This window comes from Streptomyces sp. NPDC058664 (assembly GCF_042716635.1).
Lineage (GTDB): Bacteria > Actinomycetota > Actinomycetes > Streptomycetales > Streptomycetaceae > Streptomyces.
In genome coordinates this window covers 15,779-32,609 of sequence record NZ_JBHXRW010000010.1, presented here as the reverse complement: position 1 = coordinate 32,609, position 16,831 = coordinate 15,779, and the positions used below count along the sequence as shown (strand labels likewise).

Here is a 16,831-nt window from a genome sequence, read left to right as displayed (position 1 = left end):
GGACGCGGAAACAGCCGGAGCGTGGTCGGCCTCCCGCGGCAGGCACGGCGTCGCTTTCCGCGCTGTCGCGGTGGTGCGGCGGTCACGAGGCCTGCTGGGGAAAGGACGCGAGCGGCGGCAGCGTCCAGGCCAGAGCCCTCGGCTCACCGCCGGAGGTGACGTGCTGCGGGCCGTCTCCCTCGGGAACGTCGACCAGGTACCGCTCCGGCCGGCCGGCCGCTTCCCAGCGGTCGTGGACGTCTTCCAGCTCGGCCCACACGTCCCGTGCCCCGTGCACCCTCACGGTTCCTTCTTCGGGACCGGGCACGGCCCAGGAGTCCTCGTCGGGGGCGACGATCGTCATCGTCCCTTCCGGGAAGTCCCACACCAGGCCCGGAGCCAGATAGGCCGCCGCGACCCAGAACCCGCAGGTCTCCCGATCCGGTGGCGCGAGGCGGGTCGGGCGCGGACGGCCGGGCTCCGCCTTGATCCGGGAGCGGTGGTTCACGGCGGTGAGCCACCGGTGGCCGAGCACGGGCCGGTACCCGCGCGGCCGGCCCTGGAGGACGGCCTCGATCCGGCCCTGCGGGGTACGGGTGACCAGGACCTGTCCCGGCCAGCTCGGCGTCTCCGTCGCGAGCGTCGTCAGCAGCCGTCCGCTCGGCGCGAGCTGTTCCACCCAGGCCGGTGGAACACACGGCACACCGATGCCGGAATGGATCCGGTCGTACGGGCCCCCGGCAGGATGCCCGTCGAGCGCGTCGCCCTCGACGACCGCGGCGCCGAGTCCGAGAGCGTCCAGGTTGCGTCGGGCGAAAGCCGTCATGTGCGGGTCGCGTTCCACGCCGTCGGCGAGACCGGGGCCGGTGACGACGACGGCGAGCGCGAGGGAGACGCCCGGCCCGCACCCGAGGTCCAGGAACCTCTGCCCCGGGGCGATCCGCAGGGCCTGCAGGGCTTCGACGGTGGCCGGGGTGTACGTGGACATGGAGGTCATGTGGCCGCCGGTGACCGGACCCCTGCGCAGGGCGTCGAGCGGCTCTCCGTCACGCTGGAGCAGGATCGACTCGTGGCTGTGGACGAGGTCGAGCCACTCCGCCCGGTCGTCGGGGTGGGAGCCGTCCAGGAGCCGCCAGTCGATGGGGTCCGCGCCGGGGCCGCTGACCCGGACGTAGGCATGCGGCAGGAGCCTCTCCCGGGGCAGGGCGACGAGGGCGTCGCGCAGGAGGCGGTCGGTGAGCAGGCCTTCGGCTTCCAGACGCTCGGCGAGGGAGGCACGTGGCGTGCTTGCCGTGCTGGGGAGGTCGGTGGACATGACGGTCGTCCTCCTGGAGCGAGGGACGCCGGTGGACGGTGTCGGCGTCGGAAGACAGGGCATGAAGGGCGGGCGGCGAACCGCCGGAGTTCCACAGGGGCCGGCCGGGGCGAGGCGAGTACGGTGCCGGCCGACGGCGCGGCGGGCACGGAGAGGACAGGGCCGTGCCGATGACGGACGGGGGAGACGGAGCTGACGGAGCTGACGGGTGGCGGCGCCGACGGTCACGGTGTCGAAGGGGGCGGGGCTCCGGCCGTACCGCGGGAACACCGCCGTCGCCGTGCCCCCGGCCGTACCGCCGACGTCGCCGTGCGTCCCGACCGTGGGGGACAGTGCTGGAGGCGGTCATGGCCTGCTCCCCGTCGGTTCGCGGCGGGCCAGGGTGTGCACCTGGCGCCCCATGTCCCGGTAGGGACTGAGCCAGGACGCGGTCCATTCCAGCCGCAGCGCGGCCTCGTACGCGTCGTCGCCGGGAGCCCACGCTTCGGAGAGGTGGTCGTGGAAGACGCGTACGCCCTGCCACGGCAGCGGAACGAGTCCCTGGGCGCGGGCGAGGCCGTCCAGGGCCTCGGCGGTGTCGCCCCGGGTCGCGAGCCCGAGGTGGCCGATGCTCGAGTCGGCGCCACCGCCGATGAGGCGGGTCGCCGTCGCGTAGTCGCCGCGCAGCGCCTCGCGCACCCCGATCGCCGCCCGGTTCTTCGTCAGAACGCTCAACAGCCCGCCGGGCGCGACCAGTCGGGCCAGGCGGGACACCGCGTCCGCGCTGTCGTCCAGGTACATCAGCACCCCGTGACAGCAGACCGCGTCGTACCGCTCCCCGTACGAGGGCAGGGTGTCGATGCTCGCCGCGAGGAACCGGACCCGCCGTCCCGGTTCGGGGCGGTCGGCGAGGCGGCGGGCCGCGGCTTCGAGCATGGCGGCGGACGGGTCCGCGGCGGTCACGTGATGACCGGCCGCCGCGAGCCGGAGGGTCATCTCTCCGTCGCCGCAGCCGACGTCGAGGATCCGTGCGGGCCGGGCCGGAAGCTCGGCCAGGAGGCGGCGCGCGACGAGGTCGTGGCGCAGGCGGCCCCGTGCCCCGCGCGAGTGTGCGGCGTACGCGGCGCCGACCGTGGCGAAGTCGGTCACCGCGACCACCCCAGCTCGGTGTAGGACCGGCCCGCCCGGATGCCCTCGATCGCGGCGCGGGTGTAGGGGACGATCGGCTCGGGCAGGTCCTCGGCGCTCCACCACCGCCAGGCGACGCATCTGTCCGGTTCACGCACCTCCGGACCGCCCTCCCAGCGGCGGGCCCGGAAGAAGAGCTGGATCCGGGGCCTGCCCCCGGGAGGCTCCACCAGGTGGACGGTGTGGACGAGTTCGACGTCGGCCGGGTCGATCACCAGACCGGCTTCCTCGTACGCCTCCCGGACCAGGCCGGCGGTCGCCGCCTCCGCTTCGAGATGGCCCGCGAGCGCGTGCCAGCACCCGCCCGCGTACGCCGAATCAGGGTGCCGCATCCCCAGCAGGACCTGACCGTCGCGCTCCAGGTGGAGGTGGACGCCGACCACGTGGAGCACGGTGCCCGACGGCACCGTCGTGGCCGGCCCCCGCTCTGTCGGTGGAGGGCCGGGCAGGGTGGAACGGCTGGTGACATCGGTGCCCGGGTCGAACGCGCCCAGTGGTTCGGCCAGGGCGGAGCGTTCTTCGGGGTGGCGATCGAGACAGCCGGTGACCGGGTGTCGGGCGGAGGAGGAAGCAGCGGACATGTCGGAACCTCGCCGGGAGAAGGAGTTCGGGGGCAAGCCACTGGTCGGGCATCGGCCGTGACGCCGGCGCTCCCGGAGTCTCGTCCGGTACGGCTCGGCAGGAAGGTCACCGGAGGTGGTCACGCAGGACCTCCTCCGCCTCGCCGAGCCGCTCACGCAGGACGGCAGCGGCCTGGACGCGGGCCCGGGCGTACGCCTCCAGCGACTCGGTGACCGGCCCGATGCGGTCCACGACCGTGTTGAGCGGGTACACGATGCACCCCAGATACGCGGCCGTCAGCCGTACCACGCCGGTCAACTCGTCGGCCGGAACCGTTGGATGGAGCCGGTGATAGGCCGCGGCGAGGCGGCCCAGCCCCTCGGGCCAGTCCGGGCGGGTGAGGACCGTGCGGGGGTCGAGCGCGAGCCGGCCCAGCTCCCACACGGGACCGCGCCGTACCGGCGGGGCGAAGTCGATCACCGCCGCGACCCGGTCGCCGCGCAGCAGGACGTTCGGACCCGACAGGTCCCCGTGGACCAGTTGGGAGACCATCCGCTCCGGTACCCGCTCAAGCAGGCGCTCCACCGCCGGCAGCCCGGCCAGCCGCTCGCGTGCCGTCTCCAGCGCCCACCGTTCGAACTCGGTACGGGGAGGGTCCGCTTCGTACCGGCGTACGAGGTCGTGGAGCCGGGCGCGGGCGCGTACGGTGTCGACCGCCCTGTCGCGTCCGTCGGCCCGGGGCGGCCCGAACCGGTGACGGGCCAGGCTCCGGTGCAGACGGCCGATCGTCTCGCCGACGGCCTCCCACCGCGCCCCGGTGAGCCGCCCGTCCGCGGTGACCGTGTCGTGCAGGTAGGAGGTCACCGACATGGTCACTCCGCCGCCGGAGGCGACCAGGCGTTCCTCGCCGACCGTGTAGTGGCCGCGGGCGGCCGGTACCCGGCACAGGCGTGCGTACTCGCTGAGCGCGGCGGCGCTTTCCGCCGTCCTCACGTCCGTGCCCGCGGGATAGGTCTTGACGAACCAGGCGCCTCCGGCGTCCGTCGTCGCCACGTAGTTGCGGGTCGCGGTCCCGGCCGGTCCCTGCGAGACCGACGTGGGGACGATGCCGAACCCGGAGGCGAGCAGCCGGGTGACGGTCCGCGGTTCGACCGGCGCGCGGTCGGGGGCGGAGCCCGCCGCAGGCGAGGTCACGTGCTCGTTCCTTCCGCCGCGGTGGGCATGTCGGCATCCGTGTCGGCGGGTACGTGGGCGTCGGCGGGCACAGGGACGCGCACGTCGGCCGGTACGGCCTGCCCGGGAAGAACGGGTGCGTGGAACTGCCGGGCCTGCAGGTCGTACGCCTCGCGGAACACCCCGTCACCGGTGGCCGGGTCCATGAGCTCCTCGAACGTGCCGTGCTCGATGACCCGGCCGTCCTCCAGGACGTAGATGAGGTCGGCGTGCCGGACGCTGTGGAGGCGGTGGGTGATCAGGACGGTGGTCTGGCCGGTGCCGGCGAGCCGGTGGATCTGGTCGAAGACCCGCTGCTCGGCCACCGGGTCGAGGGCGCTGGTCGGTTCGTCGACGACGAGGACCTGCCCGTTCCGGTACCTCGCCCGGGCCAGGCCGACTTTCTGCCACTGCCCGCCGGAGATCTCCTGACCGCCCCGATAGCCGCGGGCCAGCAGGGTGTCCAGACCGCGGGGCAGCTTCGCCAGGACCTCGTCGGCGCCCGCGTAGGCGGCCGCGGCGCCGACCGAGTCGTCGTCGATCACCCGGCCGGGGCGGCCGATCCCGATGTTCACCCGCGCGGTGAAAGGCCACCGCTGGAAGTTCTGCGCGACCATGGCGACCCGCGAGAAGAGCTGGGCCCGGCAGACCTCGGCGACATCCGTCCCGCCCCACGTCACCCGCCCCGAGGCGGGCAGGTGCAGGCCGCACAGCAGCTTGGACACCGTGGTCTTGCCCGACCCGTTCGCGCCCACCAGCGCCACGGTCCTGCCACGCGGGATGACCAGGTCCACCTCCCGCAGGGAGGGCTTGTCGGCGCCCTGGTAGGAGAAGGTGACCTTCTCGAACCGGATCGCGTCGAAGTCCTCGGGCAGATCCAGTCCCTGTTCGGGGATGGCCCGCCGCTCCGCTTCGGTGCACAGCCGCTCCAGGTCGGCGACGAAGAGGGACTCCTCCTGGATGTCGGCGACCCGCAGCACGAGGTCGGTGATGCTCGCCGACCCGGCGCGGATCGCGAGCACCGCGGTGCCGCCGACGGCGAGCGCCATCTGCCCGTTCCACAGCAGCAGGCCGAGCACCCCGTACGCGGCGACCGTGGCCAGCCCACGGACCCCGTCGGCGGCCAGGCCCGTGCGGGCCCCGATCCACGCGAGCCGGGTCTGCTCCCGCTCGCTCGTCTCCGCCATGCCCCGGAAGTGCTCCAGCAGGAACGGGCCCACGTCATGGACCCGGACCTCGCCCGCGGCCTGCTGGTCGATCAGCAGCCGGCTGAGCAGCTGCGCGGCGCGCGCGTGCTGGACGAACCGGTGCCAGCTCTCGTACCGCGCCCGTGCCATCGTCAGCGACCCCCACGCGCTGGGCAGCGCCATCGCGACCAGCAGGGGCAGCAGCGCGGGGTGCAGCACCGTCAGCACACCGGCCGCGGCGATCAGCGAGATCACCGAGGCGACCACGGCCGTGCAGTAGCCCACCATCCGCCGCGCCCCGTCGGCGCCCCACTGCGCCGAGTCCATCAGCTTGTGGAAGGCGTCGTCCTCGATCGCGTCCATCTCCACCCGGGCGACGAGACCCAGGTACCGCTCGGTGGCGACTCGCTGGACCTTCGGTTCCAGGACTCCCGTCGAGGCGGTCGACGCCGACTTCAGCAGTGACGCGACGACCGCCATCACCGACACGAACACCAGCGACGGCACGGACGCGCGCAACCGGTCCACCAGGATGCCCGACGCCAGGAGCTCGGTCAGCAGTGAGTTCACCGCCACGAGGGAGAACGCCTGCGCCACACCGCGGCCGAGCTCGCTGACGGCCACCGTGTACAGGGCGCGCCGGTCGGCCTGCCGGGCCAGCCGTACGGCGATCGCGACCTGCCGGGGAAAGCCCACGGCCATGCGCCACATGCCCAGCTTCACCCAGGTGCCGCGGTGCTGGCTCCAGCCCTGGTCGTAGGCGAGTTCACCGCCGAACAGCAACTCCTCGGACGCCGAAAGCGTCTCCGTCCCGGCCGCCGGCGATTCGTCGTGCGCGGTGGTCGTCATGCCCCCCACCTCGTATCCGGACGTACTGAACGGAACGCGCCGGTGCCGCGCCGGTCCCCGCGGGGCCGCGGGGACCCGGCGGGGGAGGGAGCGTCAAGACGGTCGGGAAGGGGGTACATGGCGTTCTCCAGACGGTCGGATCCGTGGTGTCGGAGAGCTCAACGACGAGGACCGGTCTGTCGAACACACGTATTTCGGACGCCGTGCGAACCCCGTGCCGGGGCGAAAACGCGTTCGTGTCGGGTGCATCGACCCTTGTGGCACGAGGGCAGCGCCCTGGCGGGGGTGTGGCCGAATCGCCGACATAGGGGTGCACGGTGCGGGATCGGTGGGGAGGAAGCGAGGCGCGTCGACGCGGTGCCCGGAAGAGCCGGGGCGTGACCCCGGTGGCGGTGCCCTGCGGAACGCCCCCTGAGCGAAGGCCCGTCGTACACGATGCGCGCGTTCCCGGGCTCGCCCGGACCAGGACGCGCCTCGGCAACGGCCACCCGGGCCGGCACAGCGCCAACTCCATGAGCAGGCCCTGGAACTCGCACGCCTCGCACAGCCGCCGCTCCTCCGCGACCGGGACGCGCTCCGTCGCCACCGCGGACGGACCCCACGCGGCCGGGCCTCGCACCGGGCCCGGCCGTGAGGGTACGGCGACCGGTTCCTCATCGAGGGATCGGCAAGCCCGAAGAGCGGGCGGAGGACCCCCGACGGTTACGGTCACGCCGCCGACGGAACACGTACTGGCTCCGAGATCACGCGCGTACCGGCCGCACGTTCACGCTCGTGCTGTCCGTACGGCGGGAACGGTGTGGTGCCGGGCGATGTTCCTGGTCAGCAGGCGAGTGGACTCGGCCACACCGACCTCGTGGTCTCCGTCGGCGGCGGGCAGACGCCCATCGGCGAGCCGGAGTTCGGTCAGCGCGCTGTCCATCGCCCGGTGCGCGGCGAACAGGCACGGAGTGCTGTAGATCGCGACGTCGACGCCGAGCGCTTCGAGTTCGCCGAGCGAGAGACGCGGGGACTTGCCGCCGGCGATCTGGTTGAAGAGCAGCGGCTTGCCGCCGACGACGTCGCGGATCCGCTCGATCCACTCGACACTGCGGACACCGTCGACCAGGACGACATCGGCATCGGTGGCGGCCAGGGCCGTCGCCCGGGAGATGATGTCCGCCTCTTCGGTGGCGTCGGTACGGGCGACGACGACCAGGTCCTTGCGGGTGGCGAGCACCATGTCGAGCTTCTCCAGGTACTCCGCCAGCGGCAGTACCTGCTTCCCGTCCGCGTGCCCGCACCGGCGGGGGCGTTTCTGGTCCTCGATGATGACGCCGGAGGCGCCGGTCCGTTCGAGGCCCTCCACGACGTGACAGGCCACCTCGGCGTCGACGTACCCGTCGTCGATGTCGACCAGGAGGTGATGGCGGGGGAAGGCTCCGCGCAGCCGCTGAACGAACGCCATCATGTCCGGCCAGGCGATGAACCCGATGTCGGGCAGCCCGTAGTAGGAGGCCGCGAAGCCGAACCCGGACACGAACAGTCCGTCGTAGTGCCCGGCTGCCACAGACGCCGAGTACATGTCGTACACGCCGATCAGGGGCGTGGTGCCCGGCTTCGCGATGGCTTCGCGCAGTGTGTTCCCGTAACTCATGGTCAGGCGCTCCGAGGGTGGGTCTCGCATCGTGGAGGGGAAGACGCTGCGACTCGGCAGCGGCTTCCCCGGAACGGATCATCTCGTGACCTTCTCGTGATGAATGGTTCCTGCAGTGACGCGGACACCAACACGTCGCCCTGTTCACCGGAGAAACGTCCCTGCGGTGACGGCTCGACCATGCCCAGGACAGCTTCCCCCGCTCCTGCCCGGACGAACACTCGGTCCGGTGGCCACCCTCCGTCCGGCGTCCCGTACGGAGGGGGCGGGCGAGGTCAGGAGGGGTCGGACCTGTGCCAGGACTGGTGGAGTTCGGGCTTTCCGAAGAGGAGGGCGTAACCGGAGGGGAGCCGGCTGACGATGCGGTCGACGAGTTCCGGTCCGGCGAGCCGGGACACGGCGGCCAGGACGGCGCCGACGTTCCAGCGGGCGACGGCGGGCGTGCTGCCGGTGTGCTGGGCGAGGTCCTTGACGAACTCCCACCCGGTGAGCGGTGTGACGGCGGGGATCTGGGCGGTGAGGACCAGGGCGGCTTCGGTGGGGAGCAGGGCGGCGAGTTCGACGCGTTCGTCGCCGACGAGCTGTCGTCCGAGAGCGGCGAGCACGGAGTGGACGACCTCCTCGGCGCGCTCGCGCGTCGGGTAGGCGCCCTCGTAGCGCACACGCTCGAGCATGCCGGAATAGGACGCCCTGCCGGTGACGCGCGTGCCGGTGCGGGGAGCCGTGCCGACGATGTGCCTGCCGGTGCGGGCAGCCCTGCCGGTGACGTCTCGGGACGCGGGCGCTGCCATGGTCTCGGTCTGAAGAGTCATGCTGCTGGAGATCGCCGTTCTCTTCGGGCCCGGTCCGTGGACCGGGCGGAGTGAACACGTTTCAAGGGGTGTCGGCTGACCGGGGCTGCTCCGGCCGGCCGAAGAGGAGGTCGTAACCGGGTGGAAGCTGAAGGAGTATCCGGTCGGTCAGCTCCTCGCCGGCCGCGTCGGCGACGACACTGAGGACGGCGCTGACGTCCCAGGCGGCCGTCCGCTCGGTGGCTCCTTCGATCCAGGCGGCCGTCGCGCGCACGAAACGCTCCGGCGACAGGGGCTCGGCGGCCTGGAGCGGGTTGAGCAGGACGACGGCGAAGGTCTCCGGCAGACGGGCGGCGAGTGCGGCCCGCACATCACCGACCAGATGGGCTCCGAGCAGCGCGAGTACGGTGCGGGCGGCGCGTTCGGCCTCATGAGGCGTGCTGTAGTCGCCGCGTTCCGTGACCTCGTCGAGGAACGCCTGCCATCGCAGTCTCATCACGGCCCCTTTCGCCTACGGGGATGCGGGGTGGCGGGCGCGGAGGGCGAAGGAGGGGGAGGAGCTTCCGCCCTCCGCTCCCGGCTTTCCTTACGGATCAACCGCTGATCCGCGTGTGACGGCTCAGCCGCTGATCTGCTTGCGGTCGTCGCCCCTGCTGATGGTGATCTTGCGGGGCTTGGCGCGCTCGGCGATCGGAATGCGCAGCGTCAGCACTCCCGCCTCGTAGTCGGCCGTGATCTTCTCGGTGTCCAGCGTGTCCGCCAGCATCAACTGCCGGGAGAAGACGCCGAGGGGCCGCTCGGACAGCTCCATCTGGACGTCGTCGGCCTTCGCGACCGGTCGGCGCTCGGCCTTGACCGTCAGCATGTTCCGTTCGACGTCGATGTCGATCGCGTCCGGCGAGACGCCGGGGAGATCCAGGGCGATGACGTAGACGTCACCCTCGCGGTAGGCGTCCATCGGTACCGCGGAAGGCCGTGACCAGGTCCCCGTGGTGCCCAGCATCTGCTGGGTGAGGCGGTCGAGCTCGCGGAACGGGTCGGTGCGCATCAACATCGCGAAACACCTCCAGTCGGATCAGGCAGGGACTGCCAATGCGCTTCGTCTGTCACCGTTGTAGCATGTCATCCAAACGACGACAAGTCTCATGTCAACGAATGGATGACATGACGGAGAGGATGCGATTCCGTGACAGAGGCGGACCACCCGGTCGCTTTCCGTGCGGCCCTCGCGGCCCTCGCGACGATCGACGAAGCCGTACGGGCGGCCCGAGCCGTGCCGGCCTCCGACGCAGCTCCTGGCTCCGCGGCTCCCTCCGTCCCCGGCGCCGCTCCGCACGGCTCCCCCCAGGAGGCGCTCACCGCGCTCCTCCTCCTGCGGCAGGTGCGCGAACAGCTCGCCGAATGGGAGCCCGGATTCATCGAAGCCGCCCGGGACGCCGGCGCCAGCTGGGCCGAACTCGCCCACCCCCTCGGCGTGACCAGCCGGCAGGCCGCCGAACGCCGCTATCTGCGGGTACGCCCGGGCGGTCCCGGCACCACCGGAGAACAGCGCGTCCAAGCCACCCGGGACCGCCGCGCCGCCGACCGGTCGGTCACCGCCTGGGCCCGGGGGAACGCAGCCGAACTGCGCCAGCTGGCCGGGCAGATCACCGCACTCGACGCCCTCCCGGCCCCCGCCAGGAACGCCCTGTCCGAGGCGCTGGCGGACAGCGACCCGGCCCTCCTCCTGGAACCGCTCACCGGCTCCCTCACCCACCTCGCCGGCCTGCGCCCCGACCTGGCCGAGCGCGTCGACACGCTCACCAGCCGCACGACCCACCTGCGACACGAAAGCGACCAGCGCCGCTCCGGCACCCCGCGGCCGTGACACGGCAGGGGGCCCGGTGGTGTGGAGCCCGTACGCCTCTCGGTCCACGACCCCGTACTCGCCGAGGCCGGTCCACGACCCCGTGCTCGCCGAGGCCGGTCCGCGAGAGGCCTCGCGAGGAAAAGGAGCGGGTCCGAGGGCGTAGCCTGCCCCCGGACCCTGTTGATGCCGCTCACATCACACGCCGGCACACTTGAGGACCCGGATCATTCGTCATTGCGTCGCGTCCTGCCTTTGGACCACCGCCGATCGAGCTCGGCGGACCAGATTCGAACTGGCATTTCGACGCGTAGGGCCCGGGCCCGGTCGATCCGGCGATGAGCGGCGCATGCTGAGTCTGGAGCAATAGTCTGAGATTGACCGCGGTCTGCCTCTGCCTGGTTGGGCCATCCCGGCGGGAAGTGCCGGGAGGAGGACTCGAACCTCCACTGGAACCGCGGATGTCACGACAAGGCTCAGCTTCAGCTTTGCGCTCCTCGCGCACCCCGGCCGCGTTCCACGGCCGGGGAGTCCGGTGTGTCCCCGGCTACCCGAAGAGGTAGCCGAAGACGGCGTCGCCGACCCGCTGGTCGGTGACTTCGGCGCTGTTGGCCTCCTCGCGGGCGAACTTCACCGCCTGCTGGAGCTTCTCCACCCGCTCCAACAGCTCGTTGACCCGGCGGGCCGGCAGCGCGCCCGAGAACTTCACCGTGGTCCAGTAGCCGACCGGCACGTCCTCGTAGTAGACCTCGACCTGTGCCGGGTGCTTGTCCGTCGCCTCCGCCTTGACGTGGTTGCGCGGCACCTTCTTCGTACGGACCGTGCGGACGACCTCGGTCTTCCACGCGTCGGTCGACGGGTCCTGCGTCCACGACTCGGCGGCGTCCAGCACCGGAAGCTTGCGGACGAACGTGTTGATGTCCGTCAGCTGCTTCTCCAGGAAGAGCAGATACGCGACGGGCGCCTGCCCCACGAGCACGCGTCCGTCGACCGTGATGTCGGCACGCGCCTCGCAGTTCGCCCAGTCCTTGGTGGCCGTCACGTCGAAGAGGCGGGTCAGCGCCCGCGCGGTGTCGCGCAGCACGTCCTCGGCCTTCACCTGCACCAGTGTCGACTCGGGCGGCAGCTGCTCGCCCTCCTCGTCCTTCGGCTGGTACGTACGCGAGATGCCGGCGAGCAACGCGGGCTTCTGCAGGCCATGGTGAGCTGCCGTCAGGTCCTGGTGGGCCCGGGACTTGACGCCCTTCTCCACTGCGATGATCTGATTGAGTTTCGTTGCCACGACGCCGACCTTAGAGCGGGGGGCCACGGCCGGTCGAACGGTTATTCCGCTACGGGCCCGGCGCGTCGGCCGGACGAGCCACGGCATGCCCCGGGGGACGTGCGTTGTTATGATCCGAGGGAGACAGACCGAGTATCGAAGTATCGAGGAGTCACAGACGTGGTGGGTGAAGACGACATCTCCGGGTGAGATCCGGATCTGACGGCCACCGGCAGGCGCCCAGGAGCGCAGCCGAGGTGGTCCGTTTCGTCGTTCCCCTTCTTCCATGTCCGTCCAGGGTGGAAGCCCGTGCTCCGCCCTCCGCGCCTTCGAGGTCGCTTCCATGTCCCACGCCGCCGTCGTCTGCTCGAACCTCTCCTTCGCCTGGCCCGACGACACCCCGGTCTTCCACGACCTGTCCTTCAGCGTGCCCCCCGGCCGCACCGGCCTGATCGCGCCGAACGGCGCCGGCAAGAGCACCCTCCTGAAGCTGATCGCCGGTGAGCTCGAGCCCCGCACCGGCTCGGTGTCCGTCAGCGGCACCCTCGGCCACCTTCCGCAGAGCCTGCCCCTGACCGGGAACCTCACCGTCGCCGAGGTCCTCGGAGTCGCCGAGGTGATCCGCGCCCTGGACGCCGTGGAGTCCGGGGACGTGGGCGAGGAGCACTTCGCCACCATCGGCGACGACTGGGACATCGAGGAGCGCACCCGCGCCCAGCTCGACCGTCTCGGCCTCGCCGGACTCGCCCTGGACCGCAGCCTCGGCACGCTCAGCGGCGGGCAGATCGTCTCCCTGGGGCTCGCCGCCCAGCTGCTCAAGCGCCCCGACGTCCTGCTGCTCGACGAGCCCACCAACAACCTCGACCTGGAGGCCCGGCACAAGCTCTACGACGTGCTCGGGGACTTCAACGGCTGTCTGCTGCTGGTCAGCCACGACCGCGCCCTCCTCGACCGCATGGAACGCGTCGCCGAGCTGAGCAGTGACGAACTGCGCCTGTACGGAGGCAACTTCACCGAATACGAGGAGATGGTGCGCGCCGAGCAGGAGGTCGCCGAGAAGAACGTCCGCAACGCCGAGCAGGAGCTGAAGCGGGAGAAGCGGGAACTGCAGCAGGCTCGCGAACGCGCCGACCGCCGTGCGAGCAACGCGGCACGCAACCTGAAGAACGCCGGACTGCCGCGGATCTTCGCGGGCACCATGAAGCGGGGCGCTCAGGAATCCGCGGGCCGGGCCGGTCAGACGCACGCGTCCCGGGTCGGCGACGCCAAGGCCCGCCTCGACGAGGCCGGCCGGGCGCTGCGCAACGAGCAGCGGCTCACCCTGGAACTCCCCGATACCGAGGTGCCGGCCGGCCGCAACCTGTTCGTCGGCGAAGGCATGCGGGTACGGCTCGGGGACAGGGACGTGTTCGCGGCGGGAGGCGTCGACCTGACCGTGCGCGGCCCCGAGCGCATCGCGCTGACCGGCCCCAACGGCGCCGGCAAGACCACCCTGATGCGCCTGATCACCGGCGATCTCACCCCGGCCGGCGGGGAGATCAAGCGCAACGACGGCCGGATCGCCTACCTCTCGCAGCGCCTGGACCTGCTGGACCTGAACCGTACGGTGGCGGAGAACTTCGCACGCTTCGCTCCCGAGCGGCCGGAGGCGGAGCGGATGAACCTGCTCGCCCGCTTCCTCTTCCGGGGCGCGCGGGCCCACCTCCCGGTCGGGGTGCTCTCCGGCGGAGAGCGGCTGCGCGCCACCCTGGCCTGCGTGCTGTGCGGCGAACCGGCCCCGCACCTGCTGCTGCTCGACGAGCCGACCAACAACCTCGACCTGGTCGGTGTGGGCCAGCTGGAGAGCGCGCTCAACTCCTACCGGGGCGCCTTCATGGTGATCAGTCACGACGAGCGGTTCCTCGCCGAGATCGGGGTGAACCGCCGGCTGAGGCTGGCCGACGGCGTACTCGAGGAGACGGCGGCCCCCGCGGTGTGAACCACCGGCGTGTGACGTGCCCGCCCAGGAGGTGTCACCCTCCCACCGACCTGGGCCTCCCGCACCAGGAGACGCCGTTCGACGCCGCCCCGGCCATCGTCGTCGTGCTGGACGAGGCGCTCCGCGAGGCCCGCGAAGACCTCGCGGAGCCGGACCGCCCCGGCGGGGAACCGACCGGTGTCCCCGGACCCGACCACCAGGAGCTCCTCGCGCCGTCGAAGGTGCCCCGAACGGGCCGGCACCGGGAGGCCCGGGACACCGGCCGCCGCGACGCCGGGGCCGGCCAGGACCACCGGGCCGGCCCCGGCGTCGTCTCAGGTGAGGGTGACGACACGTGCCCAGGCGGGAGGCACGTCGGGGACGTACTCGGGGTTCTCCTCGTCCACGGCGCGGGCGGGACGAGGGAAGAGACCGACGACGGTGCGGCAGCCCGGCGGTGCGGAGGGCCAGGGCGTCTGGCCGTCCGTCAGGGCGACGATGACGTCCGGACGTGGCCGGGAGCGGAGCGCCCGGGCGAAACCGGAGCGCAGGTCCGTTCCGCCACCACCGACCAGTTCGATGTTCTCCGCCCGGCAGAGCGGCACGGCGACACCGGCCGCCGCGTCGCAGGAGATCACCGAGACCAGGTCACGCCGCCCGCCCACCGCCCGTGAGATCGCCGTCACCTCCAGGAGCGCACTGCCCAGCTCGGCGTCGCTCACCGATCCGGAGGTGTCGATGACCACGCAGACCCTGGGCGGCGTACGGCGCAGGCTGGGCAGCACCACTCCCGGCACGCTGGCCGAGCGCCGGGACGGGCGCCGGTAGCTGTGGTTCTCGCCCACCCCCGGCGCTCCCGCCGCCGAACGGATCGCGGCCCCCAGCAGGCGTCGCCACGGCTGCGGCGGGTGGAACGCCTCCTCCGCCCATCGGCGCCACCCCTCCGGCGCGTCACCCGGTCGGCCCTTGATGCCCTCCGCGACCCGAAAGCGAACCGCGTCCCGCTGTTGTCCGCTCAGCCCGTGCGCTCCGTCGGGCCCCAGCTCCCACGGCCGGTCATGGCCGTCGGCGCCACTGCCGCAGTCCAGCCAGGCCAGGTCGGCCGTGAGCCCGGACATCGACGCCGTCCGCAGGTACTCCTCCATCAGCTGCCCGTCGGGCAGCCGCAGCAACGACGGCAGTACCGCCCCGGTCGGCCGGGGCAGGCCGTCGCCGTAGATGTCGTCGTTGATCTCGAAGTCGGCGGCGATGTTACGGCGCAGCCGCTCGCCCGGCCCGTGCTCGCCGTGCTCCCTCGCGTACCGCTCGCCCCGCCCGTGGTGGTCCCGGAGCAGGTGGGAGACCTCGTGCACCCAGACGCCCGCCAGTTCCTCCACCGGGGTGGAGGCCACGAAGCCCGGGGAGACGTAGCAGCGCCAGGACGCGTCCACCGCCATCGTCGGCACCGACCGGTCCTCCACCACGTGCAACGCGAAGAGCGCGCCGGCCAGATAGGGCCGCACCTTGACCGCGTGCAGCCGGGCCGACAGCAACTTGTCCATGTCCAGGGGGAGTCCGGGCCGACCGGACGGGCCGCCGGAGCCGGGCGGGGACTTCGGTACGGCGGCCCGCACCGGACGCGGCGGCGGGGGCGGGGCCAGCGGGCGTGGCAGCGGGGGCGGGGCCTTCCGGTGCGGCGCCGAGGGCGGCGCGGTCCCGGTCATCGGCGCGTCCCCGTCGCACGCCCGGTGCCGGCCGCCGCGGCGACGGCCCGTCCCACCGACCGGTCCGCGCGCCGGGCGAGCCCGACCACCCCGGCCAGCCGTTCCACCGCCTCCGGGATCTCCCAGTCGTCGCGACGCAGCGTGGCCAGCACCGTCGCCGGGGCGACGAGCAGGTCCGGGGCGCCGGTCTCCAGCGCCCGGACCAGCACGGCCCAGCCCGCCTCCCACCGCTCCCGCTCCGGACGCGCCCCGACGGCGGCCACCACCGCCTCCAGCGCCGCCTGGCGCAGATCCCCGCGCTCCGGCAGCTCGGCGGAGGCCGGATCGGCCAGCAGCGACTCGGGGTCCGGCAGGTCCATCCGGTCCAGGTGGGCGAGGAGTTCGAGCCCCGGGCCGTCCCCCACCGCTCCCCGTACCAGCAGCGCCAGCACCTCCCGGGAGACGGAGGCCGCCGTCCCGAAGGCCAGCAGGGTCAGCGCGGCCTCCCAGCTCCGGGGCGAGGGCCAGGCGCCCCCGCGCTGTGTCTCGGTGGTCGGCAGCCGGTGGATCATCGTCGGCCGGGCCTTCAGGAAGCCGCAGACCGCGCGCCGGGCGAAGGCCACCGACTCCGGCAGCCTCTCCGGGGCCAGCCGCGGCAGTTCCGCCCGGGGCCAGACGCCGCCGAGACCGCGCACCACCACCTCCCGGTCGTGCACCCAGTACAGGTGCACGAACCGGTTGGCCAGCGGAGGGCTCAGCTCCCATCCGTCCGCCGCCGACGCGCGCGGATTGGCGGCGGCCACGATCCGCACACCCGGCGGCAGCCGCAGCGCGCCGACCCTCCGCTCCAGGACGACCCGGAGCAGCGCGGCCTGCACGGCGGGCGTGGCGGTGGAGAGCTCGTCCAGGAAGAGCAGGCCCCGCCCGGCCCGTACGAGTTCCACGGCCCACTGCGGTGGCGCCATCGGCACACCCCGCACCGCGGGGTCGTCGCCCACGATCGGCAGCCCGGAGAAGTCGGACGGCTCGTGGACGCTGGCGATGACGGTCGTCAGCGGCAGGTCGAGGGAGGCGGCGAGCTGGGTCAGGGCCGCGGTCTTGCCGATGCCCGGTTCGCCCCAGAGCAGTACGGGCAGGTCGGCGGCCACGGCCAGGGTGAGCGCTTCCAGCTGCTCGTCGGGGCGCGGCTCGGTGACCGTCGTCCGCAGGAGCCCGAGGAGGTCGTCGGCGAGGGCGAGACGGGTGCCGGCGTCGGGCGCGCAGGCGGGGGCGGGGGCGGACACGGGGGTGTCGGACGCCGGAGCGGAGGCGGGCATGAGGGTGCTGGACGTCATGAGCATCACCTGAGGGGGATGAGGGGACGGGGCGACCCGTCCGGATGTCGTGGG

At 72.7% G+C, this 16,831-nt stretch carries 14 protein-coding genes and 1 pseudogene; 2 read left to right on the top strand and 13 right to left on the bottom strand.

Annotation, left to right across the window (positions count from 1 at the left end; all coding sequences use genetic code 11):
* Nucleotides 1–82 precede the first annotated feature (82 nt).
* From ACFWUY_RS10695 to ACFWUY_RS10655, 9 genes are all read right to left on the bottom strand, one after another.
* Complete coding sequence (locus ACFWUY_RS10695; RefSeq protein ID WP_384105113.1) at nucleotides 83–1,294, bottom strand: protein-L-isoaspartate O-methyltransferase; 1,212 nt, start codon at nucleotides 1,292–1,294, stop codon at nucleotides 83–85.
* Nucleotides 1,295–1,639: 345 nt separating this feature from the next.
* Nucleotides 1,640–2,422: a class I SAM-dependent methyltransferase gene (locus ACFWUY_RS10690; RefSeq protein WP_384105110.1), complete on the bottom strand. Its 783-nt coding sequence runs from the start codon at nucleotides 2,420–2,422 to the stop codon at nucleotides 1,640–1,642.
* Nucleotides 2,419–3,042: an NUDIX domain-containing protein gene (locus tag ACFWUY_RS10685; RefSeq protein WP_384105107.1), complete on the bottom strand. Its 624-nt coding sequence runs from the start codon at nucleotides 3,040–3,042 to the stop codon at nucleotides 2,419–2,421. Before ACFWUY_RS10685 ends, ACFWUY_RS10690 begins: the two co-directional genes overlap by 4 nt.
* Before the next feature lie 106 nt (nucleotides 3,043–3,148).
* Nucleotides 3,149–4,216, bottom strand: coding sequence for a phosphotransferase (locus ACFWUY_RS10680; RefSeq protein WP_384105104.1), 1,068 nt, complete (start codon nucleotides 4,214–4,216; stop codon nucleotides 3,149–3,151).
* A complete protein-coding gene (locus ACFWUY_RS10675; RefSeq protein ID WP_384105101.1) occupies nucleotides 4,213–6,270 on the bottom strand; it encodes an ABC transporter ATP-binding protein in 2,058 nt (685 codons plus the stop codon). Before ACFWUY_RS10675 ends, ACFWUY_RS10680 begins: the two co-directional genes overlap by 4 nt.
* Before the next feature lie 766 nt (nucleotides 6,271–7,036).
* A complete protein-coding gene (locus ACFWUY_RS10670) occupies nucleotides 7,037–7,906 on the bottom strand; it encodes an oxaloacetate decarboxylase (protein WP_384105098.1) in 870 nt (289 codons plus the stop codon).
* 275 nt (nucleotides 7,907–8,181) lie between these two features.
* On the bottom strand, nucleotides 8,182–8,580 hold the full coding sequence (locus ACFWUY_RS10665; RefSeq protein ID WP_384105538.1) for a DUF2267 domain-containing protein: 399 nt from the start codon (nucleotides 8,578–8,580) through the stop codon (nucleotides 8,182–8,184).
* 199 nt (nucleotides 8,581–8,779) lie between these two features.
* Nucleotides 8,780–9,193: a DUF2267 domain-containing protein gene (locus ACFWUY_RS10660; protein ID WP_384105095.1), complete on the bottom strand. Its 414-nt coding sequence runs from the start codon at nucleotides 9,191–9,193 to the stop codon at nucleotides 8,780–8,782.
* 123 nt (nucleotides 9,194–9,316) lie between these two features.
* On the bottom strand, nucleotides 9,317–9,751 hold the full coding sequence (locus tag ACFWUY_RS10655) for an Hsp20/alpha crystallin family protein (RefSeq protein ID WP_384105093.1): 435 nt from the start codon (nucleotides 9,749–9,751) through the stop codon (nucleotides 9,317–9,319).
* Nucleotides 9,752–9,883: 132 nt separating this feature from the next.
* Between ACFWUY_RS10655 and ACFWUY_RS10650 the strand changes: the two genes are divergently transcribed.
* Entirely contained in the window at nucleotides 9,884–10,564 is a 681-nt protein-coding gene (locus ACFWUY_RS10650; RefSeq protein WP_384105091.1) for a type III effector protein, read from the top strand.
* Between the two features lie 402 nt (nucleotides 10,565–10,966).
* Here ACFWUY_RS10650 and ACFWUY_RS10645 read toward each other — a convergent pair.
* Together ACFWUY_RS10645 and ACFWUY_RS10640 are read right to left on the bottom strand one after the other, a co-directional pair.
* A pseudogene (locus ACFWUY_RS10645) lies at nucleotides 10,967–11,054 on the bottom strand.
* A gap of 36 nt (nucleotides 11,055–11,090) precedes the next feature.
* Nucleotides 11,091–11,825, bottom strand: coding sequence for a hypothetical protein (locus ACFWUY_RS10640; RefSeq protein WP_073814360.1), 735 nt, complete (start codon nucleotides 11,823–11,825; stop codon nucleotides 11,091–11,093).
* A gap of 322 nt (nucleotides 11,826–12,147) precedes the next feature.
* On the opposite strand from ACFWUY_RS10640, the gene ACFWUY_RS10635 reads away from it, so the two are divergent.
* Entirely contained in the window at nucleotides 12,148–13,782 is a 1,635-nt protein-coding gene (locus tag ACFWUY_RS10635) for an ABC-F family ATP-binding cassette domain-containing protein (RefSeq protein ID WP_384105535.1), read from the top strand.
* A gap of 314 nt (nucleotides 13,783–14,096) precedes the next feature.
* Here ACFWUY_RS10635 and ACFWUY_RS10630 read toward each other — a convergent pair whose 3' ends face one another.
* On the bottom strand, nucleotides 14,097–15,302 hold the full coding sequence (locus tag ACFWUY_RS10630) for a VWA-like domain-containing protein (protein WP_384105532.1): 1,206 nt from the start codon (nucleotides 15,300–15,302) through the stop codon (nucleotides 14,097–14,099).
* A 158-nt stretch (nucleotides 15,303–15,460) separates the two neighbouring features.
* Entirely contained in the window at nucleotides 15,461–16,777 is a 1,317-nt protein-coding gene (locus ACFWUY_RS10625) for an AAA family ATPase (protein ID WP_384105088.1), read from the bottom strand.
* Nucleotides 16,778–16,831: the final 54 nt, after the last annotated feature.